At 44.1% G+C, this 26,736-nt stretch carries 27 protein-coding genes; 5 read left to right on the forward strand and 22 right to left on the reverse strand.

Features of this window, described 5'->3' with window-relative positions; genetic code table 11:
• Positions 1-18: 18 nt before the first annotated feature.
• From flaG to OCV19_RS12100, 17 genes are all read right to left on the reverse strand, one after another.
• A complete protein-coding gene (gene flaG, locus OCV19_RS12020; RefSeq protein ID WP_065675597.1) occupies positions 19-444 on the reverse strand; it encodes a flagellar protein FlaG in 426 nt (141 codons plus the stop codon).
• An 81-nt stretch (positions 445-525) separates the two neighbouring features.
• Positions 526-1,656 (reverse strand): flagellin, encoded by a 1,131-nt coding sequence (locus OCV19_RS12025; RefSeq protein ID WP_048611345.1) that lies wholly within the window; start codon positions 1,654-1,656, stop codon positions 526-528.
• Between the two features lie 600 nt (positions 1,657-2,256).
• Complete coding sequence (locus tag OCV19_RS12030; RefSeq protein ID WP_048611343.1) at positions 2,257-3,390, reverse strand: flagellin; 1,134 nt, start codon at positions 3,388-3,390, stop codon at positions 2,257-2,259.
• Between the two features lie 648 nt (positions 3,391-4,038).
• A complete protein-coding gene (locus OCV19_RS12035; protein ID WP_065675598.1) occupies positions 4,039-5,175 on the reverse strand; it encodes a flagellin in 1,137 nt (378 codons plus the stop codon).
• A gap of 417 nt (positions 5,176-5,592) precedes the next feature.
• On the reverse strand, positions 5,593-6,786 hold the full coding sequence (flgL, locus tag OCV19_RS12040; protein WP_065675599.1) for a flagellar hook-associated protein FlgL: 1,194 nt from the start codon (positions 6,784-6,786) through the stop codon (positions 5,593-5,595).
• Between the two features lie 10 nt (positions 6,787-6,796).
• A complete protein-coding gene (gene flgK, locus OCV19_RS12045; protein ID WP_065675600.1) occupies positions 6,797-8,677 on the reverse strand; it encodes a flagellar hook-associated protein FlgK in 1,881 nt (626 codons plus the stop codon).
• A 209-nt stretch (positions 8,678-8,886) separates the two neighbouring features.
• Entirely contained in the window at positions 8,887-9,828 is a 942-nt protein-coding gene (gene flgJ, locus OCV19_RS12050; protein WP_065675601.1) for a flagellar assembly peptidoglycan hydrolase FlgJ, read from the reverse strand.
• A gap of 10 nt (positions 9,829-9,838) precedes the next feature.
• Positions 9,839-10,930: a flagellar basal body P-ring protein FlgI gene (locus OCV19_RS12055; RefSeq protein ID WP_017085296.1), complete on the reverse strand. Its 1,092-nt coding sequence runs from the start codon at positions 10,928-10,930 to the stop codon at positions 9,839-9,841.
• A 94-nt stretch (positions 10,931-11,024) separates the two neighbouring features.
• Entirely contained in the window at positions 11,025-11,801 is a 777-nt protein-coding gene (flgH, locus tag OCV19_RS12060) for a flagellar basal body L-ring protein FlgH (protein ID WP_065675602.1), read from the reverse strand.
• A 113-nt stretch (positions 11,802-11,914) separates the two neighbouring features.
• Positions 11,915-12,703, reverse strand: coding sequence for a flagellar basal-body rod protein FlgG (gene flgG, locus OCV19_RS12065; protein ID WP_004739713.1), 789 nt, complete (start codon positions 12,701-12,703; stop codon positions 11,915-11,917).
• Between the two features lie 21 nt (positions 12,704-12,724).
• Complete coding sequence (gene flgF / locus OCV19_RS12070) at positions 12,725-13,474, reverse strand: flagellar basal-body rod protein FlgF (RefSeq protein ID WP_060983620.1); 750 nt, start codon at positions 13,472-13,474, stop codon at positions 12,725-12,727.
• Positions 13,475-13,727: 253 nt separating this feature from the next.
• Positions 13,728-15,032, reverse strand: coding sequence for a flagellar hook protein FlgE (flgE, locus tag OCV19_RS12075; protein ID WP_065675603.1), 1,305 nt, complete (start codon positions 15,030-15,032; stop codon positions 13,728-13,730).
• Positions 15,033-15,085: 53 nt separating this feature from the next.
• A complete protein-coding gene (flgD, locus tag OCV19_RS12080) occupies positions 15,086-15,799 on the reverse strand; it encodes a flagellar hook assembly protein FlgD (protein ID WP_010439286.1) in 714 nt (237 codons plus the stop codon).
• A gap of 17 nt (positions 15,800-15,816) precedes the next feature.
• Positions 15,817-16,230 carry a flagellar basal body rod protein FlgC gene (gene flgC, locus OCV19_RS12085; RefSeq protein WP_019825280.1) on the reverse strand — a complete coding sequence of 138 codons (414 nt, stop codon included), beginning with the start codon at positions 16,228-16,230 and terminating at the stop codon, positions 15,817-15,819.
• A gap of 4 nt (positions 16,231-16,234) precedes the next feature.
• The gene (flgB, locus tag OCV19_RS12090) at positions 16,235-16,630 is read right to left on the reverse strand and encodes a flagellar basal body rod protein FlgB (protein WP_004736175.1); all 396 of its coding nucleotides are present in this window, start codon (positions 16,628-16,630) and stop codon (positions 16,235-16,237) included.
• 255 nt (positions 16,631-16,885) lie between these two features.
• The gene (locus tag OCV19_RS12095; protein ID WP_065675604.1) at positions 16,886-17,713 is read right to left on the reverse strand and encodes a protein-glutamate O-methyltransferase; all 828 of its coding nucleotides are present in this window, start codon (positions 17,711-17,713) and stop codon (positions 16,886-16,888) included.
• Between the two features lie 11 nt (positions 17,714-17,724).
• The gene (locus OCV19_RS12100) at positions 17,725-18,651 is read right to left on the reverse strand and encodes a chemotaxis protein CheV (protein WP_019825285.1); all 927 of its coding nucleotides are present in this window, start codon (positions 18,649-18,651) and stop codon (positions 17,725-17,727) included.
• A gap of 77 nt (positions 18,652-18,728) precedes the next feature.
• On the opposite strand from OCV19_RS12100, the gene flgA reads away from it, so the two are divergent.
• From flgA to OCV19_RS12115, 3 genes are all read left to right on the forward strand, one after another.
• Positions 18,729-19,475, forward strand: a complete 747-nt coding sequence (gene flgA / locus OCV19_RS12105; RefSeq protein ID WP_065675605.1) for a flagellar basal body P-ring formation chaperone FlgA — start codon at positions 18,729-18,731, stop codon at positions 19,473-19,475.
• A gap of 178 nt (positions 19,476-19,653) precedes the next feature.
• Positions 19,654-19,971, forward strand: coding sequence for a flagellar biosynthesis anti-sigma factor FlgM (gene flgM / locus OCV19_RS12110; RefSeq protein ID WP_065675606.1), 318 nt, complete (start codon positions 19,654-19,656; stop codon positions 19,969-19,971).
• A gap of 66 nt (positions 19,972-20,037) precedes the next feature.
• The gene (locus tag OCV19_RS12115; protein ID WP_017064136.1) at positions 20,038-20,463 is read left to right on the forward strand and encodes a flagella synthesis protein FlgN; all 426 of its coding nucleotides are present in this window, start codon (positions 20,038-20,040) and stop codon (positions 20,461-20,463) included.
• 284 nt (positions 20,464-20,747) lie between these two features.
• On the opposite strand, the gene flgP is transcribed toward OCV19_RS12115, so the two are convergent.
• Both flgP and OCV19_RS12125 read right to left on the reverse strand, forming a co-directional pair.
• On the reverse strand, positions 20,748-21,179 hold the full coding sequence (gene flgP / locus OCV19_RS12120; protein ID WP_017062265.1) for a flagellar assembly lipoprotein FlgP: 432 nt from the start codon (positions 21,177-21,179) through the stop codon (positions 20,748-20,750).
• A 9-nt stretch (positions 21,180-21,188) separates the two neighbouring features.
• A complete protein-coding gene (locus tag OCV19_RS12125) occupies positions 21,189-21,824 on the reverse strand; it encodes a FlgO family outer membrane protein (RefSeq protein ID WP_017064137.1) in 636 nt (211 codons plus the stop codon).
• A 192-nt stretch (positions 21,825-22,016) separates the two neighbouring features.
• Between OCV19_RS12125 and OCV19_RS12130 the strand changes: the two genes are divergently transcribed.
• Positions 22,017-23,150, forward strand: a complete 1,134-nt coding sequence (locus OCV19_RS12130) for a flagellar assembly protein FlgT (protein WP_065675607.1) — start codon at positions 22,017-22,019, stop codon at positions 23,148-23,150.
• Between the two features lie 139 nt (positions 23,151-23,289).
• Complete coding sequence (locus tag OCV19_RS12135; protein WP_048611319.1) at positions 23,290-23,796, forward strand: hypothetical protein; 507 nt, start codon at positions 23,290-23,292, stop codon at positions 23,794-23,796.
• Between the two features lie 129 nt (positions 23,797-23,925).
• Here the strand turns inward: OCV19_RS12135 and OCV19_RS12140 are convergent, their stop codons facing one another.
• The 3 genes from OCV19_RS12140 to OCV19_RS12150 are packed head-to-tail and all read right to left on the reverse strand — an operon-like array spanning position 23,926 to position 26,682.
• Positions 23,926-25,167: an NAD(P)/FAD-dependent oxidoreductase gene (locus tag OCV19_RS12140; RefSeq protein WP_065675608.1), complete on the reverse strand. Its 1,242-nt coding sequence runs from the start codon at positions 25,165-25,167 to the stop codon at positions 23,926-23,928.
• A gap of 23 nt (positions 25,168-25,190) precedes the next feature.
• Positions 25,191-26,264 carry a methyltransferase gene (locus OCV19_RS12145; RefSeq protein WP_065675609.1) on the reverse strand — a complete coding sequence of 358 codons (1,074 nt, stop codon included), beginning with the start codon at positions 26,262-26,264 and terminating at the stop codon, positions 25,191-25,193.
• A gap of 28 nt (positions 26,265-26,292) precedes the next feature.
• A complete protein-coding gene (locus OCV19_RS12150) occupies positions 26,293-26,682 on the reverse strand; it encodes a hypothetical protein (protein WP_048611313.1) in 390 nt (129 codons plus the stop codon).
• Between the last annotated feature and the right edge of the window lie 54 nt (positions 26,683-26,736).

Here is a 26,736-nt window from a genome sequence, read left to right on the forward strand (position 1 = left end):
TCACCTCAATAATACGACTTAAACCTTCACCTCAAATATTCGACTATTCGAGTTTTGGGCTGCTAGGCGTCTTAGAATTTCAAGCATTTCTTCATCAGGGATCTGGCGAATAATATCACCAGTTGTGGTCTCATAAATGGTAACCACATCTCTCCCAGATTCTTCATCGACCTTAAAAGCCACACCCTTATTGAGAGAGGAGACAAACTCGTTGACCTTCTCCACCATTTTGACTCGCTCTTCATCATTTAACTCTTGTCTATGTTGAGCTAATTGAATCGCCGCTTCGGTAGCTTCCTCTTTCGATTTCTCTACCTTGGCATAAGATGTTGCTTCTTTTAGTCGCGAAATACTCGACGCACTACTACCTTCATCGCTTGCAATTTTAATGCCATTAGGTGAGCCATAAGGCTGGATGTTCGATGCGTTGGATGATATTTCCATAACACTCTCCCTCCCTCCTTTATGAGCCAAACAGTAAAACTCTACCCAGAGTAGAGTTTACCGCTACTTACCGAGGTAAGTTTAGCCCAATAAGCTTAGAGCTGCTGATGGTGACTGTTTTGCTTGAGCTAGGATAGAAGTACTCGCCTGTTGTAGGATTTGAGACTTCGTCATAGCTGTTGTTTCTTTCGCGTAATCGGTATCTTTGATACGGCTCTTAGACGCATTAACGTTTTCGTTGATGTTGTCTAAGTTACTGATTGCGTGGTCAAAACGGTTTTGGAAAGCACCTAGAGAAGCACGTTGGCTATCCACTGATTTTAGAGCACCATCAATGATAGATACTGCTTCGTTTGCACCTGCAACAGAAGTTACGTCGATATCGTTAACAGTAACGTCTTTACCAGCACCGATACCTAGTTCGCCCGCAAGGCTGCCGCCAAACTCAACATCACCTTCAACTTTTTGGCTTGAAGCGAAAAGTTGCAGTTTGCCGCCTTCACCTACAGACGCTTTAACGTCTTGGCTTTGACCATTGATGTAAGTTGCTAGCTCTTCAATATCGTTGCCTTCTTTCGCAGAAATGGACAATTCTTGAGCTTCACCAAACTTATCATTGTACTTAATCGTTAGATCAGAACCAGCACCTACACGCCAAGAAGCATCTTTGCCTTCTTCTACGCCATAGCTTTTGCCGCCCATGTCTTTAGTGTCAGTGCGCATGTTCCCCATAGAGAGCATTACCGCCTCACCAGAGTCTGCGCCAATTTGGAAAGATTGGCTACCGTAAGTACCGTTAAGAAGCCTGTTACCACCAAAAGAGGTCGTTTCAGCAATACGGTTAAGTTCTGTGTTTAGAGCAGAGACTTCTTCTTGGATCGCAACACGTTCAGATTTGCTGTTTGAACCATTTGAAGATTGAAGAGAAAGGTCACGCATACGTTGCAGAATGTTGGTTGACTCATTCATTGCACCTTCAGCTGTCTGTGCAATAGAGATACCGTCATTCGCGTTTTTCACAGCCATGTCTAGGCCACGGCTTTGCGACGTTAAGCGGTTAGAGATTTGTAGGCCCGCAGCATCATCTTTTGCGCTATTGATTTTATAGCCAGAAGACAAACGCTCCATTGATTTTTGAGTACCTTCAGCCGCGCTATTCAGGTAGCGCTGAGCCGTCATTGCAGACACATTAGTGTTTACATTAATCGCCATAGTTGATCTCCTTTAGGCATTTTTTAATGCATTTATGTGACTCTCACCTCACACAAATACATGTCAATTTGTTTATGCACCAGTGTCTCTCTCACCTTACATTGGTACATATCATTTCTCTCAATCCCTTTAACGGCCCCTTAATTAGAAGCTTTAATAAAAAATGCGATTTTTTTCGTATTCTTTTCAACAACAAAGAAAAGTGTGATCGGGCTTCAATTAATAGAGCAGCATTCGTTAAAGTTCCCCGTTTCTTTGATTATTGAGCATTGTGTGAATATGAAATCAAAAGAGATCCCTGATATCTCGTTCTACTCGATTCTGGGATTACGAAAGACTGCTTCGATGTAGTAAGCGAGGAAATCATCATTTCCCAATTCCCGTCATTCCCTACAGTGAGGAACGTATATGATAGAGAATCTCGCTTTTTGCCTTTCCCACTGTCCTAAATTCTCCGCTTTGCCAAATTGCAGGCAATAAAAAACCCAGCCGAAGCTGGGTTTGTTTAGCGCTCATCTCTCACCACGAGCTAATTTGTGGAGGCCCTACGTTAACGCTTATGATCAACAAAGATTATAGTCAACGTGGCTTTTTAATCGATTAACCTAGTAGGCTAAGTGCCGAGTTCGGCGCTTGCTTCGCTTGAGCAAGGATCGAGCTTGAAGCTTGAGAAAGAATCTGAGACTTAGTCATCTGAGTCGTTTCTTTCGCGAAATCGGTATCTTTAATACGACTCTTAGATGCGTTAACGTTCTCGTTAATGTTGTCTAAGTTACTGATAGCGTGGTCGAAACGGTTTTGGAAAGCACCTAGCTCAGCACGGTGGCTATCTACATACTTAAGTGCCGCATCGATAATAGCTACAGACTCTTGTGCGCCACCTACGGAAGTAACGTCGATAGTATCAACCGTCACTTCTTTACCAGCTTGCATGCCTAGTTCGCCAGCAAGTGCACCAGAGAATTCAACACTACCTTCAACTTTGTTGTTACCTGCAAACATTTGTAGCTTGCCATCTTCAGTTACCGACGCTTTAACAGAATCTTGTTGACCGTTGATGTAAGTTGCTAGCTCTTCGATATCGTCACCTGCTTTTGCGCTGATGTCGACTTCTTGAGCTTGACCAAAGTTGTCTGTAAACGTCATTTTCAGGTCGTTAGAGCCTGCTTGAACGTTCCAGTCTTTGTCTTTCGCGTTCTCAGTTTGGTAGCTCTTACCACCCATCTGAGCGTTATCAGAGCGCATGTCTTTCAGTTGAAGCATTACCGCTTCACCGTTATCCGCACCGATTTGGAATGATTTAGTACCGTGAGTACCGTTAAGCAGTTTGTTACCACCAAAAGACGTCGTTTCCGCGATACGGTTTAGTTCGTCGTTCAGTGCTGTTACTTCTTCTTGAATCGCTACACGCTCAGATTTTGAGTTTGAGCCGTTTGAAGATTGTAGAGACAAATCACGCATACGTTGCAGGATGTTCGTTGTCTCGTTCATTGCACCTTCAGCAGTTTGTGCAATAGAGATACCGTCGTTCGCGTTACGTACAGCAACGTCAAGGCCGCGGCTTTGAACGTTCAAACGGTTCGAGATTTGTAGGCCCGCAGCGTCATCTTTTGCGCTGTTGATTTTTGAGCCTGAAGCTAGACGCTCCATTGATGTTTGTTGTGCGCTGTTTGCGTTGTTTAGGTAACGTTGCGCTGTCATCGCTGAAACGTTTGTATTTACATTCACTGCCATGGTGATTTCTCCAATTGATTTTCCGGTATAGCGGTTTCCGACGTCTCGGAAAACCAAGTAGTTCTCTCAAAGTTACTTTTAATAACGGCGCGAAAATCAGAAGCTTTAGAAAAACTTTTAAAAAACCACAAAAAATTTATTAATTTAATATTTATCAACAGCTTAATTTTCATCATTTTCTAATGCAGCGATAGATTTCAATTGAGAAAAGATCTTAACCTGTTTGAAAAACGTACGAATCGCCATCTAAATTGCTCAAGGTGGAGAAATGATCAATTGCCAAAGATCTCTGACTTAGGCAGATCTTGTGTAATAGATGAAATTATTTATCGTGAAGAAGAACCGTCAAATAGAGATTTGAGAAAGGTAGCTCGAGAAAATTCACAGGAAAGTAAATAGAAAAAACAAGAAACACAGAAAGGAAAAAGCCCCTTTTCCTTTGAGAGAACCGGGGCTAGTTGGCGCGTCAGAGCCTGTGTGGAGATCATCGAGAAATGAACACATTTCCGACTTGCCGTTGCATTCTTACTGTAAAAATGGATAGCAGGTGAGAGATGAGAGAGCTAAACATTCAATAGTAAGTATGCTTGCCAGTTTCCCTTGCTGCATGGCTCACGTCTGAACACGAGCAGCAAGTTCAACCAATAACTATTGCAATAGTGACATCGCAGAGTTAGGCAACTGTTTTGCTTGAGCAAGTATTGAAGTACCTGCTTGTTGCAGAATTTGTGATTTGGTCATTTGCGTCGTCTCTTTCGCAAAGTCCGTATCTTTGATTCGGCTGTTTGAAGCGTCTACGTTCTCTTGTACGTTTGCCAAGTTATTAATACTGTGGCTTAGACGGTTCTGTTTTGCACCCAAATCAGCACGTTGTGAATCTACGTATTTCATTGCAGAATCAATCACGCTAATAGCATTCTGTGATCCTGCTACGCTCATCAAACTAATATCTTGAACCGATGTTGCACGACCTTCACTCTTGATTCCTAACTCAGAAGCTAAGCCACCAGAAATAGACATAGCCCCTTCAAGGTCAGGTTCAGCAACGAACAGTTGAATGCGGCCATCATCGGTAACCGATGCGTTCACAAGATCAGATTGACCATTAATGTAAGTAGCAAGCTCTTCGATATCATCACCCGCTTTGGTATTGATATCTAAAACGATGTCTTCACCCGCTTTAGTTTTGAATTCGAGCTTAAGATCGCTAGCTTGAGCAGGCACTTCCCAACTCTTATCTTTACCATTTTCAGAATCAAACGTTGTACCACCCATACGGAAATCATCAGCACGAACACTAGTAAGGCTCATAATCATCGCTTCACCAGAGCTAGAACCAATCTGGAATGATGCTTCACCAAATGATCCATTCAAAAGACGACGACCACCAAATGAGGTTGTCTCTGCGATACGGTTAAGCTCATCTTGAAGTGCCGAAGACTCTTCATTGAGCGCGGTACGTTCAGCTGCGGTGTTAGTTCCGTTTGATGATTGAATCGCCAGATCACGCATACGTTGCAGTACGTTGGTTGATTCATTCATCGCGCCTTCAGCAGTTTGTGCAATTGAAATACCATCATTGGCATTACGCATTGCAACGTCTAAACCACGTGATTGCGCCGTTAAACGGTTAGAGATTTGCAGACCGGCTGCATCGTCTTTCGCGCTGTTGATTTTATGCCCTGATGACAAACGTTCCATAGAGGTCGCTAAATCATTAGACGCTTTATTCAGGTAACGTTGTGCTGTCATAGCAGAAACGTTAGTGCTTACATTGATAGCCATTTTGCTCTCCTTATGAGTCCGCAAAGTTTCTGCGAAGCGGCCAGCTTTACTCTCATATGGATAAGCACTGACCGTGTATTACTCGATAAACCTATACAAGGTTTAAGATCTGTATTAATCATTTACAACCAACACAGTTACAAGTTATATGCCAAGTTTAATCTCCTATAAATAATTTTTTAATTATCTAAAAATCAAAAACTTACACACGACACTGTGCAATTATTACTTTTTTCTATTAGAAAGCGAAAAATATTCACCTTCCTTATTGCCGTTTTTTGCCGCTATTTTAGAAACATCACGCTCCGTACAAAAAAGCGGCAAAATGTGGCGTCATTCGCTCGTATGGCATAGCACATACGGCAAGGAATCAACGCCATGGTGATCGACAAGTCACCATTAAATGTCGATTGAACATTAAATATAGTTAAACAAGGTCAGGTCTTTGGTTTTGCCAAACGCTTGTTGAGAAGCTTGTAATGCTCGAGAGTTTTCATTGAACTCAATGATCGCTTTCGAGTAATCCAAGTCTTCAAAGTTGCTTTTTGCTTTCGCTAAAGACAGCTTAAAATCTTCATGCTGCTGCTCTTGGATATCGAGCGTATTCAATCGCGCACCGACATCCGTTCTCGCTTTGGTCAAATGAATAAACGCAGCATGGAACTCTTCAGTTGCTTGTTGCAACTTTGCCGTCGCTGATGCGTCAGACACTGATGATTCTGCAAGTTCTGCTGCATCTTGGAAGGTGTCAAATATTGAAAATGAGCTTCTTGGCTCCAAAGTAATCGAATCACCTTTGGTTATTTGGCCTTTGATTTGAATACTCAAACCTTCATATTCAATACCTTTAGATGGTTCAAAATCTTCTACAGACACCGTGCTGCCATCTTTTTCGAGTTGATAAGCAAATTTGCCATTTTGCATATCTACAAAAGTAATTTTGTAGGTTGATTCGTCTTGAAAAGATTCATTTGTTGCTCTTTCAAGTAGCAAGGCGGAGGCTGGCTGCAAATCATATTGAGGTTCATAATCACCGAATGGATTATCGATCTCCATAAACAACTTGCTGCCCGGATCATTCATCGCCATTTCAAAACTGCTTGCCACACGCATCTTGCGTTGATAATCGTCTCCGGCATAACTGACATGGCCCTTGTTATCTCGGAAAAATGGCTGATTCTTAGGTTTTGTACCTGCAAATGTATAGTTACCTGACTCATCTTGGGAGTTAGACATATGCAAAAAATTACTAGCTAACTCTTGAATTTCACGTCTCTTTGCAAGGCGGTCTTCTGGAGATAATGAACCGTTAACCATTTCCATCACGGTACGTTTTGCTTCATCAGCAAAATCCTCTGAATTAGAAATCATAACTTCTTGATGTTCTAATCGATTACGAACCAAGACTATTGCGTCGCTATATTGCTTTAGTTGTTCTGACTGCTGACCGATGTTCTGCAAATAGTGCGTCGCCAATGGGTCATCACTTGGCGACTGTAACTTCTTACCGGAAGCAAGTTGCGCTTGGTTGTGATGCACCTTGTTCTCTTGGCGGCGCAAGTCATTTTGTACTGACTGATAATTATGGAAGCTAGAGATACGATTCAACATTTATACCTTCCTATCTCAGAGCCAAAATCGTGTTAAACGTATCGTTGGCTGCTTGCATGATGCGTGAAGAAGCCATATACGCTTGCTGAAATTTCATCATATTTGCCGCTTCTTCATCGAGGTTTACTCCCGAGATAGAAGCTATACGTTCTTGAGCCGACTGTTTTTCTAACGTCGCAATATCACTCAAGCGATTTGCCGTTGAAGACTTCAAACCCGTATTAGTATTCAAGTTGTGGTAAAGGTCTAAAATCGTAGACTCACCCTCATTCAACAGCTTTCCTGTTTGAAGATCTTGCAGCTTACGCAGGTTACCGTTATCACCTTCTGATGGGACAAGGTTTGCCGTAAACTTATCGTTTGCCACCGCGCCGGGTGTGAGCTCAAACGTTGTACCGTTGATGGTCACTGGCCCTTGTGGCGGATACGGTTGAGGCTGCATTAAAATGTTACCCTTCGGATCCGTCACAGCAAACTGCTCACCTTTTGGTGAGACAATCACTTCAAACTCACGCAATTGACCTGCTTCTAGGATTTTGAATCCCGCTGTACCCTTGGCAAACGTGGTCGACGCCTCATAACTTTGCGCAGCAATGTCTTTCGGGTCTTTGGTTTCCATCTGCATTTGAGCAGCAAAATTACGCGTTGGACGCAGTAACAGTTTCTCTCCCAGTTCAGGAGGGGTACGTACTTCCACTCGCATGCCATCAAGATAAAAAGCACTACCGCTAGAGTCGGTCGCCATCTTAACGGTCTCACCGTTCGGCTTAGTCACGACATAATCACTGCCATCGTATTTCAGGCCATACTCACCGCCTTTTAAGGCAGAAGTATCATCAATGTATACAGCAACATCGGCTTTCGATTGCCCGCTAGCCGTGACACGAGATTTTGCCACCAGCTCTGAGTTCACATCGGTAAACAGGTTCTTACCCACGTTGCCGTTAAGATCCAAACCTTGTTCTTGAAGACTATTTACCTCATATGAAAACGCGGTCGCCAAACGACCAAGCTCATCCATGATTGCCGGGATATGTTCGTCACGCATGTCTAGCATGGCGCCGATTTTTCCGTCGATATCACTGCTGGTGATCGGTTTTAAAGACTTACCTTCAACAATCGCTAGGCGGCGCTGATGTGCATCAGGTAAACCATCAACCATTTTTAATTGGCTCGCTTCACTACCTGAGACCAAGGTGTGGCCATTACCAATATGGACATTAAACCCTTCGGCATTTGAGCGTGGTGTCACCGTTACTTTGGTGTAACCAGAAAGCTCATTAATCAACTTTTCATGCTGATCTCGTAGGTCATTGTGAGGCCCAGGAGTTCGCATCATTAAACGCTGAACATCACGGATCTCGTACGCAAGTTGGTTAACTCGCTCGATACCCATATCTAGTTTTTTATTCGTAGAGTCAGACTGTTGACGAACCGTTTCATGGAATTCATTTAACGTCTTGCTGAGTAGTCCAGCCTTTTCTAGTACAACTTTTCGAGCACCGACATCATTCGGTGTATCGGCTAATGTTTTAACCGAATCAAACCATTCATTAAGGTTTTCTGGAATCTTCTTCGAAGCAACCGATGACAGCATACTCGACAGCATATCGAGGTTCGCTTCAGTGTCGCCTTTATTGGCGGCATTGGTTGTCGATAAGTTAAGTTCGTTGACGGCAAATTGGTCCCAAGAGCGGCGAACATTTTCCACATGCACACCCATACCGTAGCTTTGGCCACCGTACTGACGCGGGTCATTCACACCTTGAATCACAGATTGGCGGCTATAGCCCTCTGTGTTGGCGTTAGAAATGTTATGACCTGTGGTGTTTAGCTGTCTCTGAGCAGTAAGAACACTTTGTGCCCCTACATTCAGAAGATCCGACGCCATAATGCCCCCAAAAAACTTAACAAAATCAGGATAAACTGATTAACTACCAGTTTAAAAAGCAATATATGTGCCAATAGGGATAAGCGAGAGCTAAAAGACAATAATTTATTGAAGTGTAAGGAGATAACTAAGGGCTTCGCTACAAACATTGAGAAGGATAGATAAGAAAGAGCCTGCCAATGGCAAGCTCCCGAGTATATTGAATAACGTTAGTTCATCTCGTCAATCTTGGCTTTCACTCGCAAAACCTTGTCTGCATAGTTAGGGTCGGTTGCGTAACCTGCTTGGTGAATACCTTTGATGAAATTCTCTGAGTTGCCTTGATGCTGTAATGCTGTTTCGTATCTTGGGTTTTCGTTCAAGAACTTCACATAGTCGTTAAAGCTATCTTCAAAGTTTGAGTAAGAACGGAAAGAAGCCGACTCTTTAACCGCAGTTTTACCATGGAACTCAAGAGTCTGCGTAGCAACCTTATCGCCCTTCCAACTTCTGTCTGCTTTGATGTTAAATAGGTTATTACTGTTGCCCAATGAGTTCTTAACCATTTTAGAACCCCAACCTGTCTCCAGTGCCGCTTGTGCCAATAGTAGAGATGAATCGACACCAAGCGCGCTTGCTGCTTTTTCTGCGTAAGGCTTCATTGAGGTCACAAACGATTCTGGAGAATCAAAGGATACTGGCTGTTTTGCTGCTTGCACATTTGTTGCTGACATAGCTTGCGCTGATTGAACGTCTGACGCTCGCTCTTCCGAACGGCCTGAGTATTGAGGTCGTTGCAATGAAGCATCAAAGCCTTCACTGCGAACTTTCTCTTCAGACGCATCGCTTGCTTGGCCTGCGCTTAGCTGTACCACGATCATATCCGCAAGACCTAACGAACCTGAAGCGCTCAATTCACTCGCCATTTGGTCATCTTGCATCTGACGATAGAACTGCTCATTCTGGCTGTTCAGCATATCTGACTTAAAGCTCGAGTTAGCATCGCGCATCGACTTAAACAACATCGAGGTAAAAATCGATTCAAACTGTTTTGCCGCAGCGGTTAATGCTTCTTTCTCGCTGCCTTCTTCACCGTTTACTGCTTGTTGACGAAGGCGGTCTAGGCTGCCGATATCGTGAATAAAGCCGATGTCATTGTTATTCTTAATCATGCTTTACCCCTTAGATAATGATCAACTGGCCTTCAATCGCACCCGCTTGTTTCAGTGCTTGAAGGATTGCCATTAAATCAGAAGGTGCAGCGCCCACTTCGTTGACTGCGCGGACCAAATCGTCCAGCGTTAGGCCAGGTTCAAATTTGAACATCTTGCCATCGCCTTCCGTGATTTCGATATCTGAATCAGGGACCACTACCGTTTGGCCACCAGAGAACGCATTAGGTTGGCTTACGTTGAGATTTTCTTTGATTGCAACCGTCATACCACCGTGCGTTACCGCCGCCGCTTTTAAGCGAACGTGCTTACCAACCACGATCGTACCGGTACGAGAGTTAACAATGATTTTTGCAGAACCTTCTGCAGGGTCGAATTCGATATTTTCAATTGCAGACAGGAAAGCCACACGTTGGCTGATTTCTCGAGGTGCACGAACTTTTACTGACGTCGCGTCTACCGCAGACGCCATTTGTGGGCCTAAGAAGTTGTTAACCGCATCAGCCAAACGCTGAGCCGTTGTAAAATCTGATTGGATTAGGTTGAAGGTAATATAGTCACCGCGACCGAATGGGGTTGGAATCTCTTGTTCAACCGTTGCACCGCTAGAGATGATGCCAACGTTAGGGTTGTTACCGACAATCTTAGAACCGTCGTTACCCTGCGCGCTAAAACCACTTACTACCAAGTTACCTTGCGCTACGGCATACACCTGGCCATCAAGACCTTTTAAAAAGGTTTGTAGCAGCGTACCACCACGTAGGCTTTTTGCCGAACCGATAGAAGACACGGTTACGTCAACTTCCTGACCTTGCTTAGAGAAAGCTGGTAGTTCAGCAGTCACAATAACAGCCGCTACGTTTTTGGTTTTTGGCTTAGTGCCGGGCGGCAATTGGATGCCAAAATTTTGCAGCATTGCGTTAAACGTTTGATCGGTAAAGGGAGTTGTCTCACCTGTACCCGGCAAACCTGTCACCAAACCGTAGCCAACAAGTTGGTTACTACGAACACCCGCCACTTTTGCCACGTCTTTAATACGCGCAGCATGGGCACTGGTGGCAAGAAATAGCATGCCGAATAGTACGAGTGTTAGTTTTTTCATTGAGTAACCTGTCTGTATTGCTGTAATTTATAATAGCTTAGCTAAATATGGCTGAGTGATAGAGGCTATCAGTATGTCGACACCCTCTCAAGCCCTACAGAGATACATTAAAGAATCGTGCCAAGAATCCAGGCTCTTGCATATCTTTCTGCACGCCCGTACCCGAGTACTGAATTCTTGCGTTAGAAACACGGTTTGAAGCGATGGTATTTTCGAAATCAATATCGTCTGGACGGATAGTGCCACTCAGGCGGATATACTCATCGCCTGTGTTCAATGTCATCCACTTTTCACCACGAACCACTAGGTTACCGTTGGCTAATACTTCAATAACTTCTACGGTAATGTAGCCGCTGATGCTGTTACTTTGGTTGGCTGATGCGTCACCAGCGAAGGTATTGGTGTTGCTCAGATCGTAAGAGAAGTTGTACTTATCGATCGTTAGCTCTTGACCACCAACTGCCAAAGGCTCCATCGATGCATCGTTCGACTTAAACATGTCTGCGTTGGCTTTTTTGGTCGCTCGAGTATTCTCATCTAGCGCCACAGTAATGATGTCACCAATACCACGCGGTTTTGAGTCATCGTACATGCTGCCAATATGATTAACATTGAATAGTGAACCCGTTGCCGCTGCGTAATGCTCTGGTTTCTGCTTTGGATTGATTGGCGCCCATGCAGGGTCACCTGCAATTGGATCGGTTCTACCACGAAGCGTGTCGATAATGCCTGAGCTCTCTTCAGCCGACTTATCACCTTCCACTGCATCAACTACTGTGGTTGCGTTTTCTTCTGCTGGAGTCTCTATCGGGTCCAACACAGCACAACCCGTCATAGACATAAACAGAGCTAAACAAAAAATACGTTTCATGGCGATATACTCTCAGCAGGCAGTGGTCAATGGATCAATGGATCAATGGATCAATGGATCAATTAGTAGAAACACGTTGATGAATTCGAATAAGTAAACGGCTAATAAACCAATTACAGCTGTTGGTTAACAAAGCTCATCATCTTGTCTACTGACGAGATAACTTTTGAGTTCATTTCGTATACACGTTGAGCTTCAATCATGTTTACCAGCTCTTCGGTTACGTTTACGTTCGATGTTTCTAGCATCGACTGGCGAATGTTACCTAGGCCATCGAAGCCCGGTACACCTTCTTGCGGGTCACCACTCGCACCAGTCGGTAAGTAAAGGTTTTGACCGACTGGCTCTAAACCGCCTGGGTTTACGAAGTCTGTAATCGTGATTTGGCCAACTACGACGTTGTTTTGCTCACCACGTAGACGAACCGATACTTCACCGTCGTTACCAACCGTTACTGAGATCGCGTCTTCAGGAATCACGATTTCTGGTTGTAGAGGGTAACCTTGGCCCGATGTTACGATTGCGCCGTCACCGTTCAGAGTAAACTGACCATTACGGCTGTAACCCGTTTCCCCGTCTGGCATCTCAACTTGGAAGAAGCCGTCACCTTCGATCATCATATCTAGGCTGTTCGACGTTGTTTGTGCGTTACCGTGCGTGTGCACTTTCTGAGTAGCAACAACTTTAGAACCAGCACCCAACATCAAACCACTTGGCAGCTCAGTGTTCTGAGACGATTGACCACCCGGTTGGTTGATGTTCTGGTAGAACAGATCTTCAAATACCGCGCGGCTCTTTTTAAAACCAATGGTCGAGGCGTTGGCAAGGTTGTTCGAAATCGTTGAGATATTGGTTTGTTGGGCGTCTAAACCTGTTTTACTTACCCATAGTGCTGGATGCATAGCAATTTCCTTTAAATTCTATTAGCTCATACGAAGCAGTGAATCAGACGACTTGTCCATTTCCTCTGCTGTGCTCATCATCTTGACCTGCATTTCAAACTGACGTTGTAAGTCAATTAAGCTGGTCATTTCACCTACGGCATTTACGTTACTGCCTTCGATAGCACCTTTTAGCAACGTTACCGCTGCATCTGCTTCGTATGCCTGATCTGGGTTTTTCGAACGGAATAGACCATTCGTATCTTTAAACAAAGTTTGGTTGTCTGGACGTACAAGCTTAATACGATCAACTACGGCCAATTCTTCAGCTGGAGCGCCTTGAGGAATCACCGAAATCGTACCGTCAGTACCAATTTCTACTTTACTGATTGGGATGGGCAGTGTGATTGGCGCATCGTTTTCACCCAGCACCAAATGGCCACTTGCATTAGTTAGCAAACCATTTTGGTCAACCTTAAGGTTGCCGTTACGTGTTAAACCTTCGCGGCCTGTGTTATCCATAACTGAAATCCAACCATCACCTTGAACGGTAACATCGAGATCTCGGCCAGTGGTAACCACACTACCTTGCGAGAAATTATGGCCCGGACGCTCTGTCATACTGAAAACACGAGTAGGCATGCCTTCACCATACGCTTGCATTGAACGTGCTTGTGCTAAATCAGCACGGAAACCCGTTGTACTCACGTTGGCAAGGTTGTTTGCACGTAGCTGCAAAGCCTGCATATTTTGCTTAGCGCCACTCATGGCAAGAAACAGTGCGCGATCCATAATTTTGCTCCAAAAAATCATTTTCTAGAGCTTATAAAGCAAACACTGTGCCAATATTTTTAACTGTTATTTATCAGAAACTTAAATAGAAAAAGAACAAAGAGGGGTGATCATTAAAGGATCATTGAGGAGTCATTGTTGCCAGAGGCATTACCGGGCGGCAATAAAGGCGGCAAACAAAAAAGCAAACAACAATACCCAATTCAATAACATTGAATTGGGTATTCGCAGATGATTCAAACGTTCGAAACGATTAACGAATCTGAAGAATATTTTGTTGCAGTTGGTTGTGTACTTCTAGAGAACGCGAGTTCGCTTGGAAGTTACGTTGAGCAGAAATCAAATCAACCAATTCTTGAGTCATATCGATGTTCGATTGCTCTAGAGAGCCGTTGTTGATACTACCAAATGAACCTTTGTTCGATTCACCCCAGATCTTGTCACCTGAGTCATTAGTAGAATCCCATTGAGTGCCACCTTTCTTATCTAGACCTTGCTCATTTGGTACACGAACTAAGCCTACACGGCCAAGCATCACGTTTTCACCATTTGAGTAAGTACCTAGAACACTGCCGTACTCATCGAAATCGATTTTAGTTAAGAAACCTGTTGTCGCACCATCTTCATCAAACTTAGTCAATTCAAACGGAGCAGCAAACTGAGTTGAAGAATCCAGACCAAACTTAAGCACCTGTGTTGGATCGGCACCGTTCAAGTCAATTGGGTTCGCACCTGCCCCTAGAGGATCAGAGTTAATTGGCTGACCACTGTTTAGGCTTGCTAACGTACCATCATTGTTGAACTTCATTGTGTGACCAACATGACCTGTTGCATTCGTCGCATCACCGCCAGTAATGTTCAATGGCTTCTCACCATTCTCATCTGACATGGTGTAGTACGTTTGCCAAGTGTTTGGTTGAGTCTGATCTTTGAGGTAGTAAGTCGTTAACTTGTAAGACTGACCCATAGAATCGTATACCGTCGAAGACGTTGCACGGTTATAAGTATCAGCATCTTGGTAGTTAAATGCAGCCGGGTCTTTAAGATCACCATTTGCAGGAAGGTTGACCCCTACTTCAATGTTTTCTGTCTGTTTTGGCTTACCAAACTCAGCAGGAATGTCGAGAGGCTTTGGCGCGTAAGAAAGAACTTCACCCGAGTTTGGATCCACATCGTAACCTAAAAGAAACTCATCATTAGCCGTAACCATGTAGTTGTCTTTGTTTAGGTGAAATGCACCATTACGCGTTAGTTCGTTAATCTCTGGCACCATGCGATCTTTCGATACTGCAAAGAAACCTGTACCACTTACACGCAAATCCATTGGGTTGTTCGTATAAATACTTGAACCTTCGTGGAACTGTTGCGCCACTTGGCTAGCTTGCGCACCACCACCAGGGGTGGTTTTTCCGTTAGTGAACAACGAGCTTGAATAAACATCACCAAACTCGGCACGAGACTCTTTAAAACCAAATGTGTTTGCGTTCGCAATGTTGTTACTGGTTGTATTCAGGTCTAATTGTGCAGCGGATAGGCCGCTTAAAGCTACATATGACATTCCATTATTCTCCTAATCTATCTAGCTAGCTAGCATAGTCACTCAATAAAGAGCTACGCTTTACCAACTTCTAGTACTTCAGCAAGTCGTACTGGCGATGTGAAACCAGCCAGATTGAGTAGTACGTTGCCATCGCCCTTACCAAGAAGCACACTGTTCACGTTCGCATAACTGGAAACTTGGAACTCTGTGTTCTCGCCATCCAGCAAACCTGACGCTTTCACGTTGTATTTACCGGCCGGCAATGGGTTACCGTCTTCGTCTTTTCCGTCCCATTCAACACGTGTATCACCAGATGGTTTAGAGCCGATATCAAATGTGCGAACTAATTGGCCAACTTCGTTCTCAACACGGACCATTACATTGTCCATTGCCTGAGGAAGCTTAACCATTGCCGCCATACCGCCATCACCGGGTTTTACACCTGCCGCACCAGGAACCAATACATCACGGCCAACCAAAGAGGATGCCTGAAGTGCTTGGTTAGAGGTCATTGATGAATTCAAGCTTTCAAACTGTGTATTCATTTTGCCAATGCCATCTACGGTCGCAAATGAAGCCATTTGCGCAATCATCTGGTCATTGCTAACCGGCTTGAAAGGGTCTTGTTGTGCTAGTTGCTTAGTCAACAAAGATAAGAAGTCTTCTTGTTTAAGATCCTGCTTACCTGTTGTTTCGTCGGGCTTCTTAGCGCCATCTTGAAGACTCTTCAGCTGGTCAACATAGGACAAGCCGCTTTGACCAACATTGTTGTTGATTCCAGCCATGTGCTACCTCCTTATCCTTATTGACCCATCTGCAGCGTACGCAGCAGCATTTGTTTACTCGAGTCAGCAACCTGTACGTTCGTTTGGTACGCACGTGATGCCGAAATCATGTTTGCCATCTCTTCCATAACGTTCACGTTAGGCTTGTAGATGTAGCCTTCGTTGTTCGCTAATGGGTGATCCGGGTTGTACTCCGCGCTCAGCGGTTTATCGCTTTCTACAATACCTAGTACTTTCACAGGCACAGTGTGGTCACTGTTGCGTGCTTTATTTAACTCAGCGCCGAACACTGCGTGGCGAGCCTTGTAAGTTTCTTCAGCAGAACTACTTACACTGTCCGCGTTTGCAAGGTTGCTCGAGGTCGTATTTAGACGAACAGATTCAGCACTCATCGCAGAACCAGTCACATTGAATACATTAAATAAGCTCATCTAATTATTCCCCTTTAATCGCTTTAGTTAAATTCTTGAACTTACTTCCTAGGAAGTCGAGAGAGGCTTGATGCCTAATTTGGTTTTGCATGAAAAGGTTTCTTTCCAAATCCAAATCAACCGTGTTGCCATCTCCTGTATCAGGTTGTGTAGGAATTCGATACTTCGTTTCCCCGTTCACCGTTGTTGAGGCAGAAATGTGCCGACCATCTGTACGGCTAAGACCAATGCTTGCCCCAGAACTTGCCGCTTGCAATGATTTCTTAAAGTCTAGTCCCTTTGCTTTATACCCAGGCGTGTTTGCTTGCGCGATATTGGTGGAAAGCACCTCAGCGTTACGCTCACGTACACCAACTGTGTGCTGGTGAATGCCCAAAGCATTGTCAAAAGAAATAGCCATGTAAACCTCAACTCAAGAACTGACTGTTATGAAATAACCAAAGCAATATATATACCAACTTTTGAAACAAGGCGGTCTATCAATGCTTTTACAGGTTACTCGTGGGTAAACTTGCAATATACAAGCCAAAAAATAGAGTAAATTGGAATGTCACTCTGACTTAAAGATATAGCTTAAGCAGGAAAAAGAAAACCCAGCACTTGGCTGGGTTTTAAATTTAGACGGTAACGTTACACCTAATATGGGTGCCGCTCGTTACTTTAATTTGTAGATGATGCCTGGATTACAGCGAACCATTTCAAAACGATCGGTTAAGCCTGTTAACGATTCAGACGCACCCAATAGTAAGTAACCACCAGGGTTCAGGCTATTTGCCATCTGGTTAAGTACCTTTGACTTCATATCCGGCGAGAAGTAAATCAGCACGTTACGACAGAAAATGATGTCGAACTTGCCTAACAATGCATAGCTGTCCATCAAATTCTGAGGGCGGAAGTTCACCATGCGCTTGACGTTATCTTTCACTTTCATACGGCCATCGCCCGCATCTTCAAAGAAAGTACGACGGCGCTCTGGAGAAAGTCCACGTCCCAATGCAAGGTTGTCGTAAGCGCCAGTACGGCACATATCCAACATACTTGCTGAGATGTCAGTTGCGGTAATCGATACATTTGGCAGCAAACCTGGCTTGCGAGCTTGAGTTTCAAGAATCGTCATTGCCATTGAGTATGCTTCTTGGCCTGAAGAGCTTGCCGCAGACCAAATCTTAATAGGACGTTTATTTGCCGCTATTTCCGGTAGAAGCTTATCCGCCAGCACAGCAAACGGGTAAGTATCACGGAACCAAAGTGTCTCGTTCGTCGTCATGGCATCGACAGCAGCCACACGCAGCTCACGGTTTCGACCTGTTACTACGTCTCTCAACAAATCAGACAACGAAGCTAACTTAAACTTCGTTACTAATGGGCTTAGACGACTGCGCACTAAATACTGCTTGCTGTCACCTAATACAATGCCACATTGAGATTCTAAGAAACGGCTGAAATCGCGATACTCTTGATCACTTATTGTTATAGCAGTCATTAATGTCTCTTTTAGTTAGTTAACGCAGCTTTTACCGCTGCACCAAGCTCATCCGGGTTGAATTTAGCGATGAAGGAGTTAGCTCCAACACGCTCAACCATGGCTTGGTTAAATACACCACTCAACGATGAGTGTAAAATTACGTATAAATCTTTAAGTTCGGCGTGACGACGAATCTCAGCAGTCAGCGTGTATCCATCCATTTCTGGCATTTCGATATCAGAAATCACCAATGAAATCTGATCGTAAATACTGCCTTCTGATGACATCTGCATCAGCTTCTCATAGGCTTCTTTACCATCCTTCACCGAGATAACTTCAAAACCAATCGACTCAATAGCACGCTGAACCTGCTTACGAGCAACGGTCGAGTCATCAGCAATCAAGATGCGGCGAACCAATTCTTTCTCTTGTTCTACTTTCGCAATATCTTCAGCAATCTTGCTGTCCATTGTTTCATCAACAGGAGAAATTTCTGCAAGGATCTTCTCAACATCAAGAATTTCTACCAATTCATTATCAATGTTGGTTACCGCTGTCAGGTAGTTAGCCCGACCTGCGCCATCTGGCGGCGGAAGAATCGATTCCCAGTGCATGTTAATAATGCGCTCTACTGAACTTACCAAGAAACCTTGAATGGTTCGGTTAAACTCAGAGATAACCACAAAACACTTTTCAACATCCGTTGTAGGACGGCCACCGATCGCTAAGCTCAAGTCGATCACAGAGATCGTTTGGCCACGAATGTGTGCTACACCTTTAACCAGTGGGTTCAAGTTTGGCATCTTTGTCAGCTTAGGGCATTGAAGCACTTCTTTTACTTTAAAGACATTAATGCCGTAACGCTGACGCCCCATTAGGCGAAAGGTTAGTAATTCTAATCGGTTTTGACCGACGAGTTGCGTACGCTGATTCACCGAATCAAGAATACCCGTCATGAGCTCATCTCCATATCAAACTTTTTTGTATAAAAAGTGTTAGTCTACTGCAGGCTACGAACCACCAGAGAAACGGAATGACGTATTATAAAATAAATTTGCCACCTCTTTCCATAGCAATGTGTAGAGCTACTTTTAAAACTGTCGCTAAGTTTATCGGCATTTTATCAATATTGTTTAGTTTTTTTGTACAAGCTGCGACCCCAGAACAAATTGAGATGATTCAGTCTGCAGCGGAGCAACATATCCTTGATACGGTTGAGCAGCCACAAGGTGGCGAACTCTTTGTTAATTCAGCAAATGTTGACTCAAGAATCAAAGCGACAGACTGCCCAGTGCCTTTAGAGACCAGCGCTTCAACGACCACCAATACCCGCAGCAGTATTACGGTTTTAGTGCAATGTGTTCCTGATGAGTGGCGAGTTTATGTACCCGTTCGCCTTTCGATGTCGGTGCCTCTTGTCACCACCACTCGCTCACTCGCGAGAGGCGAAATCGTCGGTCAATACGATGTCACCACCGCTATGATTTCTCTTAACAAGTTTCGTCGCCAAGGTTTCACAGCTCCACATCAGGTCATCGGCGCTAAGGTAAAAAAGAACCTAAGACCGGGCGATGTTGTAGAAAGAGGTGATATCTGTGTCGTGTGCCGAAACGAGAAGGTTATCATACAGGCAGTAAAAGGTGGCATGACCATTACCACCAAAGGAACTGCGCTTACCGATGGCTCTATGGGTGATCAAGTAAGAGTGAAAAATGATAAATCACAGCGTATAATTGAAGGGATTGTTACCAGCATGTCTGAAGTCACGGTTTACTTTTAACTCTTTACTTCTAAATTGACGGTATCGTTAGCGATTTCAGCCTCAACTCTAACGCCAAATATAACGGCTGCGGTGTTTGGTCCCTTTTCGACTATTGAGCTAAAAATTGCTAAAGTATTCGAACCCTTGGTCGATATTGACTGTACAGGTTCCCATTTTTGAAGAAAAAGGCTTAACTATGGCAGGCATTGATAATATTCGTTCAGGGCAACCCCTAACGACCACTAACCGATCAGCAGTACGCTCTGATTCTAGTTCTGAGGCATCACGCTCTGATGTATCAACTAAATCACCAGCAAGCAAAGATGCGGTTTCACTTAGCCAACAAGGCAAAGCGATTGGTCAGCTCCACCAAGATATGGCAGCACAGCCAAGCTTTGATTCTGTGAAAGTAGCAGCGATCAAAGAAGCAATTGCGAACGGTTCATACACTGTCGATCCAGAAAAACTGGCAGACAACATGATCAAGTTCGAAGATGAATTAAAAGGTCTTTAAGTCAGCACTCACTTTTGATTGAAGTGATTGTCTTAAAGCACACGAGGTTATAAATAGGTTTACGTTATGGCGGCACTAGCAGATTTAGTTAATTTCCAACTTCAAAATGCCAAAGCCTTATCTGAATTATTAAGTTCAGAGAAAACCGCTATTACGAGCCGACAATCAAACGATATTGAGCGAATCGCCAAAGAAAAAGTGGTCCTAGTTGAACAACTAAGATCAACCGATCAGCGAATCGCAGCCCATACCAATATCTCAGAGCTGACCGAGAATCCTGAACTTGCTCAGTTAGTCACTAAGATCCAGTCGATAGTGCACGATTGCCAGCAAGCGAACCTTGTTAATGGCGAAGCCTTGAATCGAGCACACCTTAGCTTCAAAAAACTCAGCAATATGATGCAGCAAAGCCACGGAAAAATTGGCATGACCTACAATGCCGGTGGTCAAACGCATACTATCTCTACGCTGGGAACCAACGTAAAAGCATAGTTAAACTCCCTCTATTCAATAATATCTTTAGTCACCTTCCTGCTCGTATCTGTATCTGTATCTGTATCTGTATCTGTATCTCAGCCTATCCTTAACATGACATCCGTCAAAGCTCCCACTAGATCGGTAAATGCGCCGAACAAATCGACAGACACAAAAAAGCGGCAAGTATTTTCATACTTGCCGCTTTTACATTCATATTAGTTATTGGTTGCCGATACGCCATCTGGAAAACGAAAGCAGCCAATATAACTGGATAGTCCTATAGCTAGACGCCCCTTAGGCTAGAACAACGTTTGTTGTCTCTTTTCAGGTACGGGTTGTACTTCACCGTAATTACGTAGCTGCTCCATCTTACGGATATCAAGCTGAAGCTCTGTTACATAGCTATCACCCACTGGGTAGCTGCGTACCACTTCTGCACCGCGGATTACGCCATCAACCGCACCAGAAGTACGTTCCGTACCAAGGCGTTGATCTTCAAGCTCTGCTCGACCACTCACTCGCATACCGTAAACTTGTTCTGCAAGTTCACGATAGGCGTCGATCTTGGAAGCTCTCATCGCACGGATACGTCTTTCTTCGTCGTTACGTCCCTTCTGCTCGCTGATACTCGCGTAGCCAACGGCAACTAAGTAGTCGTCTGGCCTCATGTTTTGCAGTGGCTGACAGCCAACGAGCAGTAAAGCGGCAACAACAAATATTAACTTCTTCATCTCGAACTCCTAAGGGCGAAGAATAACAGTATAAGGCTGGCTGATCGTTGGGTCAGAACGAATAATAACGCCATCTTGAGTTCGAATACTGTTTAGAGTATCTAGGTCACGACCAATACGGTCTGCAGGCAAGAAGCCTTGTGCCGTCGCCACGACAATCCGAGTTTGCATGCCAACAACACGAGCATTGACTAACACACCGCCTTCTTGGCGAAGCATAGTGCCTGTTAGTACGTACTGTACGTCTTGCTCTTGAGCTAAGTCTTTCCAATCGCGGCTTAACGCGAAGTCACCTTGGTGAGTCACTTGAATAGAACCTGTTGTTTTGAAATCAACAACCTTGAAGCCACGACGCTGAAACTGATGAATGAAACCTTCTGATACCGAGTTTCCTAGCCAGTTCGTTGTGTCCATGTGTTGTAGGTCAACAAACGAAGTAATCGCTATCGGAGTTCTTGCTGAGATACTCGTATTCGAAATGATCAGATCTTCGGTCATGCTTTCCACGAAGAAATCCATGGTATGACGAGGGCTATCCATCAACATAAACTGACTGCCTGAATACTCAGACTTGCCGTTATAGATTGGCGAATAAGCACATGAGGTCAATAACATGACACTCATTACTACGAGCCATTTTTTCATTCTCTTATCTCCAGATAGTTTTAGTGCTTCCTGTTCCAATATGTTCTCACCATTATTCTTTTCAATGGATTACAATGTTGGAACAGTCTTTGCTTTTCATTAATGGTTCAGATTAAGAAAAACGCACTTAAGTCAGCTTCAAGCTTATAGTTATTTGTTAAGCAATATTTATACCCAACTGGTAACGAATAGATGAAAAAAATAATTTCTTACTTATTTTCAATAAGTTCACTGATAACCATATGCTTCAGTGCTCATGCCTCTTGGTATGAAGTTACCGGTACCGCAGCCATCGTATCGTCAGAAGAAACGGCAAGGGTCCATGCTCTAGAAGACGCGGTATATAAAGCGATCCAGTTCTCAGGTGCTGATATTGGTAGTATCTCCAACCTCACGCCGTACCTCGACGCAAACAAGAAAGAATTTCAATTTACCAATCATGAAGTGCGCTACATCTTGGTAGAAAAAGAGAAAAAGCGCAGTGGCAATATAATGATCACTGCAAGGATCGACATCTATCCTTCGGCAAATGCTTGCCATGAGAGCCAATACAAGAAGACATTTTTGGTCGGCAACATTGATGTGACCTCCCCTCAACAAGCAGTGATGGGCAGAATCTATAACATTGGTGATGATTTTGGCCATGTCGTGGATCGACAGCTGGCGCAAGAATCTCGCAGCTTTGTTTCCGTTGGCACGACCAATTACGATATCGACAAGCGTCGACCAGAGGTGATCAAGATGATCGCCCAAGATACTGGCGCGCAGTACATCATTGGTGGCGACATTACCGATTTAACCGCGACCATCGAATCCAAGCTTTTGAAAGATGACATCATCAATCGTCAGTTTGCGTTAGAGATGCAAGTCTTCGATGGCAAAACAGGACATCAGGTTTACAACCGTAGCTATCGTGAAGTGGCAAAGTGGCCATTTGCTAAGACCAGTGAAGTGGACACCCGCAGTGCTCGTTTCTGGGCATCAACCTACGGCAGTATGATGCTGCGTGTTAGCCGCAATATTATGTTGGACTTAGAATCTGAAGTGTCATGTAAGATCACACTTCCAGAGGTGGCTGCAGTATTTGGTAACACTGTGACCATTGATTTAGGTCGAATGCATGGTGTTCAACAAGGTGACAAGCTGCAGCTATGGCACACCGGTTCGTTTATTGACCAACGCGGTTTACCACGTAATAAGGTATCTCAAAGCGATATCACGCTGACGGTTTCTCGCGTTTATGAAAACGAAGCAGAACTAACTATCGACCAACCAAGCCTTGCAGGAAGCATTCAAATTGGTGATGTGATGCAGAAAATCATGTAGTTAGCGACACGCCCGTCTCATAGTTTCTAATAAAGCCTTAGCACTTTTGTTAAGGCTTTATTTTTTTCATGGGTATTAGTTTCGGTTTTGCAGTATTTGGCGTAATCTTATTAATAACATAATCATCACTTAGCAAACTATGAGTCAGAATAATCTAATTGGTGCTACCGGTTACCGCTTTATCTCGAAAGGTAAAACCGCTTTTAAGATCCACATCCATACTCCCGAAGATACGGTGTTGCATCGGTCGGTCGGTTTTGTTCGTATGGGTGAAGACAAAGCACTGAAGAAAACCATTAAATTAAGAGATGAACTAGGCAGACAGCTTTGGGGTAAGTTTTGGCCCAAAGTCCTCAAAGAGCCCTACCTGATGACGCGTCTACCTCATAGTCTAGAACCCAAAATTGTATTTAAGCCAAATCCAACTCAGAGTGATCCTGAACACCGCGACGAGTGTTACATCGCTAAGTGGCGTGTATTCTCAGAAAACGGCGACTACAAATACAAAACCAAGGTGTGCTCCATTAGAAAGCACGGCAGACTTGCCGCTTATAGCCAAACCAAACGCGCCCTGCTTGATGCCCACAAAGACGTGATTGATCTACTTGTCTTTATGGGACGATTGAACAGCATCGATCTGAAGTAATCTAGAATGCAATTAGGTTGATTACCTGTATTGTTCACATACAAAAACAGCCGCACATTGCGGCTGTTTTTATTTTTAGGCTAGGCATCCTGGCGCTTTAGCGTGTTGTCCACACACTAAATAGACCATCTAGCTTCGGCATATCTCTGCCAATGTCTTAAGTCTGCGCTTAGACTCTTTCACATAAGGGTTGGCTTGATCCCATGCGTAACCCGCCAGAATTGAGCACACCATCTGCTTAATCTTTGGGTTTGGATCTTGATAAAAAATCACATCCTGCAAAGTACCTGAGTACCACCCCTCAACATACGTTCTAAAGGTGTTTACGCCAACCATCAACGGATCGGCATAATCGCGCTCCCAATCGACGTGTTCACCGTTAAGCTGCTTTTCAACACACTCAACCGCAAACTGAGCTGACTTCATCGCAATCGTCACGCCGGATGAAAATACGGGGTCAAGAAACTCACCGGCATTACCCAGCAGCGCATACTTGTCTGTTGCCAGGTGCTTTACGTTGGCAGAATAACCACCGATTTCGCCCGCAGGGTTCGGATACTCTGCATTTGCCAGTATCTCAGCCAAACCCGGCTCTTCTGTTGCCAGTTGCTTAATCGCGGCAATCTTATCTTGTGGGTATGATTCAAAGAACTTAGGCTCCCCGACAATACCAAACGAAGAAACACCGTTACTAAACGGGATCAACCAATACCAAACATCAGGATTAGTTGGGTGCACTGAGATCAAGATTTTATTGCGGTCATATTCAAGGTCGGTATCAACCTCTGCAATATGATCGTTAATGTGCGTAAAAATAGCTTTGCGTGGAGGAAGTGATGACGGCTCTTCCAAGTTAAGCATTTTCGGTAGCACTCGGCCAAAACCACTGCCATCTAAAACGTATTGCGCTTCTAGCTGATAGCGCTCTCCATCCAACACTTGCACATCTAAGATGGTGCTGTCGTCGGTGAAAGTAATACCCATCAACTCATGTTGGTAATCGATGCTGACACCCTGCGACTCAGCCGTATCTGCCAAAACCTTATCAAAGGCACCTCGCTGAACCTGAAACGTGGTTCCTGGACCAGAAGAGAACTTGTCTTCAAAATTGAACGCCGTATAAACACCATCTTTGCGAAAGGCTGCGCCATCTTTGTATTGGAAGTTGGCGTTGATTACTGCGTCAGTCATCCCAGCCTGTTCAATCACTTCCATGCAAGCGGGTAATAGGCTTTCACCAATAGAAAAGCGAGGGAATACGCTCTTTTCAATCACTCGAACATCGATGCCTTTTTTATGAAGCAAAGACGCTGCAATTGAACCTGACGGCCCAGCTCCGATAATCACCACTTGAGTTGATAGTTTTTTCATTATTTAAGCCATGTTTGTTATTTTTATTGCGCGCCAGCTTTCAATTCAAGAAGCGTGTGACCAAGACCGATATCGTCGGTGCGAGTTACCACTTCAAAGCCCGCTTCTTCAACGATCTCTAAGAAATCTTCACTGCGGTAAAAACGGCTGTTGCCATTTGCCAAGCAGGTAAAGTAGAGAGACGTCGCGTTTAAGCTATAAGAAGCCGCATCGTATTTCTGTGCATCCCAAAACAGTTCAAGGATATAGACAGTCGCGTCTTCTGACATATGAGAGCGAACACGCTTTAATATACTCAGAATCTCCATTGGCGAGAAGCAATCAAGGAACTGGCTCATCCACCACACATCCGCGCCCATTGGCAGCGCTTGCTGCTTATCCAACATATTCGCTGGGAATGGCGTTACTCGGTCTTGATGACCATGCTGCGTTGCGTTTGCCATTGCCATTTCTAACTGCTGTGGCAAATCAACAATCGTCACTTCAACATCAGAATTGTGGTTGCAACACTGCATTGCCCACTTGCCTGTATTGCCGCCAATATCCACCAGCGATTTAGGTTTCTTGCTGAAGACTTTTTCAAGTAATACTGGGAACGAGCGATCAGAATAGAAGTGATCGAACTTGAACCAACTCTCTTTGGCTTTTTCTGGCAGTTGAGACAAACCTTGATAAATGGTTTCCCAATCTCCAAGCTCTTTCAAACCAGCAGGTGTGCCCTCTTCAATCGCTTCGGTTAGATGCATCATCGCGGCGTAACAAACATCGGCCGTAAAATCCATGTTTGCGTTGGTCATGCCATCGTGCAGAAGGTAGAACCCAAGATTGGCCATTTTGTAGTTAGGTTTGTCCCAAGTAACAATATGCGCACTTAACGCCATATCGAGCAGAACTTTCACGCCGTACTCAGAGACACCGGTTGATTCAGAGATGCACCCTGCTGGCAAACCCTCGTTGTCCGCGTCATCTAACGCTTTCAAGATGCCTAAATCACGAAGTGTACGAGCAGTATGAAAAACAATAGGAGCGAAAGACAATTTCTGCGCTTCTGTTTTTGCTTCTAATGCGTTGAATGGATCTAATTTATATTCCGACACGAAAAACCTAACTTTAAATAATAGAGAGTTACTCAGCTGCCATTTGTGCAAGCTTACGTTTAATATCAACGTTTAAGTTATTAACCCAACGGTTGTAATTACGGTGTATTTCACCATCGTCGTACTTCAAATTCTCTGACTCAACGTAAAGAATAGAGTAAAACTTATTACTATAAGGAATTTCAACCACAGCGTGGTGCGAACGAACATACAACTCAGCACGTATCAAGCCAGGCTTTATTTCTGAAACCAACCAGCCTCGATTTTCAGCGGATTCATAAATAGCTGATTTAACCTGTTTACTTTGAAGATTCAGTGCAACTGGAGTATCCTCAACATTCATTACAGGTTGGACGCGTCCACATCCTGCAAGAACGAATATGAATAACATTGAAACCGCTATTTTTAGTAATTTCATTTAAATTCCTTATCTGTGTTTATTTATAAGCGCATAGTATTTAGTTAGACCCAA

The organism is Vibrio celticus, assembly GCF_024347335.1.
In the GTDB taxonomy this organism is placed as follows: Bacteria; Pseudomonadota; Gammaproteobacteria; order Enterobacterales; family Vibrionaceae; genus Vibrio; species Vibrio celticus.

Excerpts from the sequence above, each read along its gene's own strand:
- OCV19_RS12025 (WP_048611345.1), bottom strand. The coding sequence starts at position 1,656 with ATGGCGATTAATGTAAACACTAATGTGTCTGCAATGACGGCTCAGCGC.
- OCV19_RS12150 (WP_048611313.1), bottom strand. The coding sequence starts at position 26,682 with ATGAAATTACTAAAAATAGCGGTTTCAATGTTATTCATATTCGTTCTT.
- flgE (WP_065675603.1), bottom strand. The coding sequence starts at position 15,032 with ATGTCATATGTAGCTTTAAGCGGCCTATCCGCTGCACAATTAGACCTG.
- flgM (WP_065675606.1), top strand. The coding sequence starts at position 19,654 with ATGGCAGGCATTGATAATATTCGTTCAGGGCAACCCCTAACGACCACT.
- OCV19_RS12135 (WP_048611319.1), top strand. The coding sequence starts at position 23,290 with ATGAGTCAGAATAATCTAATTGGTGCTACCGGTTACCGCTTTATCTCG.
- OCV19_RS12055 (WP_017085296.1), bottom strand. The coding sequence starts at position 10,930 with ATGAAAAAACTAACACTCGTACTATTCGGCATGCTATTTCTTGCCACC.
- flgP (WP_017062265.1), bottom strand. The coding sequence starts at position 21,179 with ATGAAGAAGTTAATATTTGTTGTTGCCGCTTTACTGCTCGTTGGCTGT.
- OCV19_RS12130 (WP_065675607.1), top strand. The coding sequence starts at position 22,017 with ATGAAAAAAATAATTTCTTACTTATTTTCAATAAGTTCACTGATAACC.
- OCV19_RS12095 (WP_065675604.1), bottom strand. The coding sequence starts at position 17,713 with ATGACTGCTATAACAATAAGTGATCAAGAGTATCGCGATTTCAGCCGT.
- flgB (WP_004736175.1), bottom strand. The coding sequence starts at position 16,630 with ATGGCTATTTCTTTTGACAATGCTTTGGGCATTCACCAGCACACAGTT.
- flgL (WP_065675599.1), bottom strand. The coding sequence starts at position 6,786 with ATGTTGAATCGTATCTCTAGCTTCCATAATTATCAGTCAGTACAAAAT.
- flgC (WP_019825280.1), bottom strand. The coding sequence starts at position 16,230 with ATGAGCTTATTTAATGTATTCAATGTGACTGGTTCTGCGATGAGTGCT.
- flaG (WP_065675597.1), bottom strand. The coding sequence starts at position 444 with ATGGAAATATCATCCAACGCATCGAACATCCAGCCTTATGGCTCACCT.
- flgF (WP_060983620.1), bottom strand. The coding sequence starts at position 13,474 with ATGGATCGCGCACTGTTTCTTGCCATGAGTGGCGCTAAGCAAAATATG.
- flgA (WP_065675605.1), top strand. The coding sequence starts at position 18,729 with ATGACGTATTATAAAATAAATTTGCCACCTCTTTCCATAGCAATGTGT.
- flgK (WP_065675600.1), bottom strand. The coding sequence starts at position 8,677 with ATGGCGTCGGATCTTCTGAATGTAGGGGCACAAAGTGTTCTTACTGCT.
- flgG (WP_004739713.1), bottom strand. The coding sequence starts at position 12,703 with ATGCATCCAGCACTATGGGTAAGTAAAACAGGTTTAGACGCCCAACAA.
- OCV19_RS12100 (WP_019825285.1), bottom strand. The coding sequence starts at position 18,651 with ATGACGGGTATTCTTGATTCGGTGAATCAGCGTACGCAACTCGTCGGT.
- OCV19_RS12035 (WP_065675598.1), bottom strand. The coding sequence starts at position 5,175 with ATGGCTATCAATGTAAGCACTAACGTTTCTGCTATGACAGCACAACGT.
- OCV19_RS12115 (WP_017064136.1), top strand. The coding sequence starts at position 20,038 with ATGGCGGCACTAGCAGATTTAGTTAATTTCCAACTTCAAAATGCCAAA.
- OCV19_RS12125 (WP_017064137.1), bottom strand. The coding sequence starts at position 21,824 with ATGAAAAAATGGCTCGTAGTAATGAGTGTCATGTTATTGACCTCATGT.
- flgJ (WP_065675601.1), bottom strand. The coding sequence starts at position 9,828 with ATGATTAAGAATAACAATGACATCGGCTTTATTCACGATATCGGCAGC.
- OCV19_RS12140 (WP_065675608.1), bottom strand. The coding sequence starts at position 25,167 with ATGAAAAAACTATCAACTCAAGTGGTGATTATCGGAGCTGGGCCGTCA.
- flgH (WP_065675602.1), bottom strand. The coding sequence starts at position 11,801 with ATGAAACGTATTTTTTGTTTAGCTCTGTTTATGTCTATGACGGGTTGT.
- OCV19_RS12030 (WP_048611343.1), bottom strand. The coding sequence starts at position 3,390 with ATGGCAGTGAATGTAAATACAAACGTTTCAGCGATGACAGCGCAACGT.
- flgD (WP_010439286.1), bottom strand. The coding sequence starts at position 15,799 with ATGGCTGGAATCAACAACAATGTTGGTCAAAGCGGCTTGTCCTATGTT.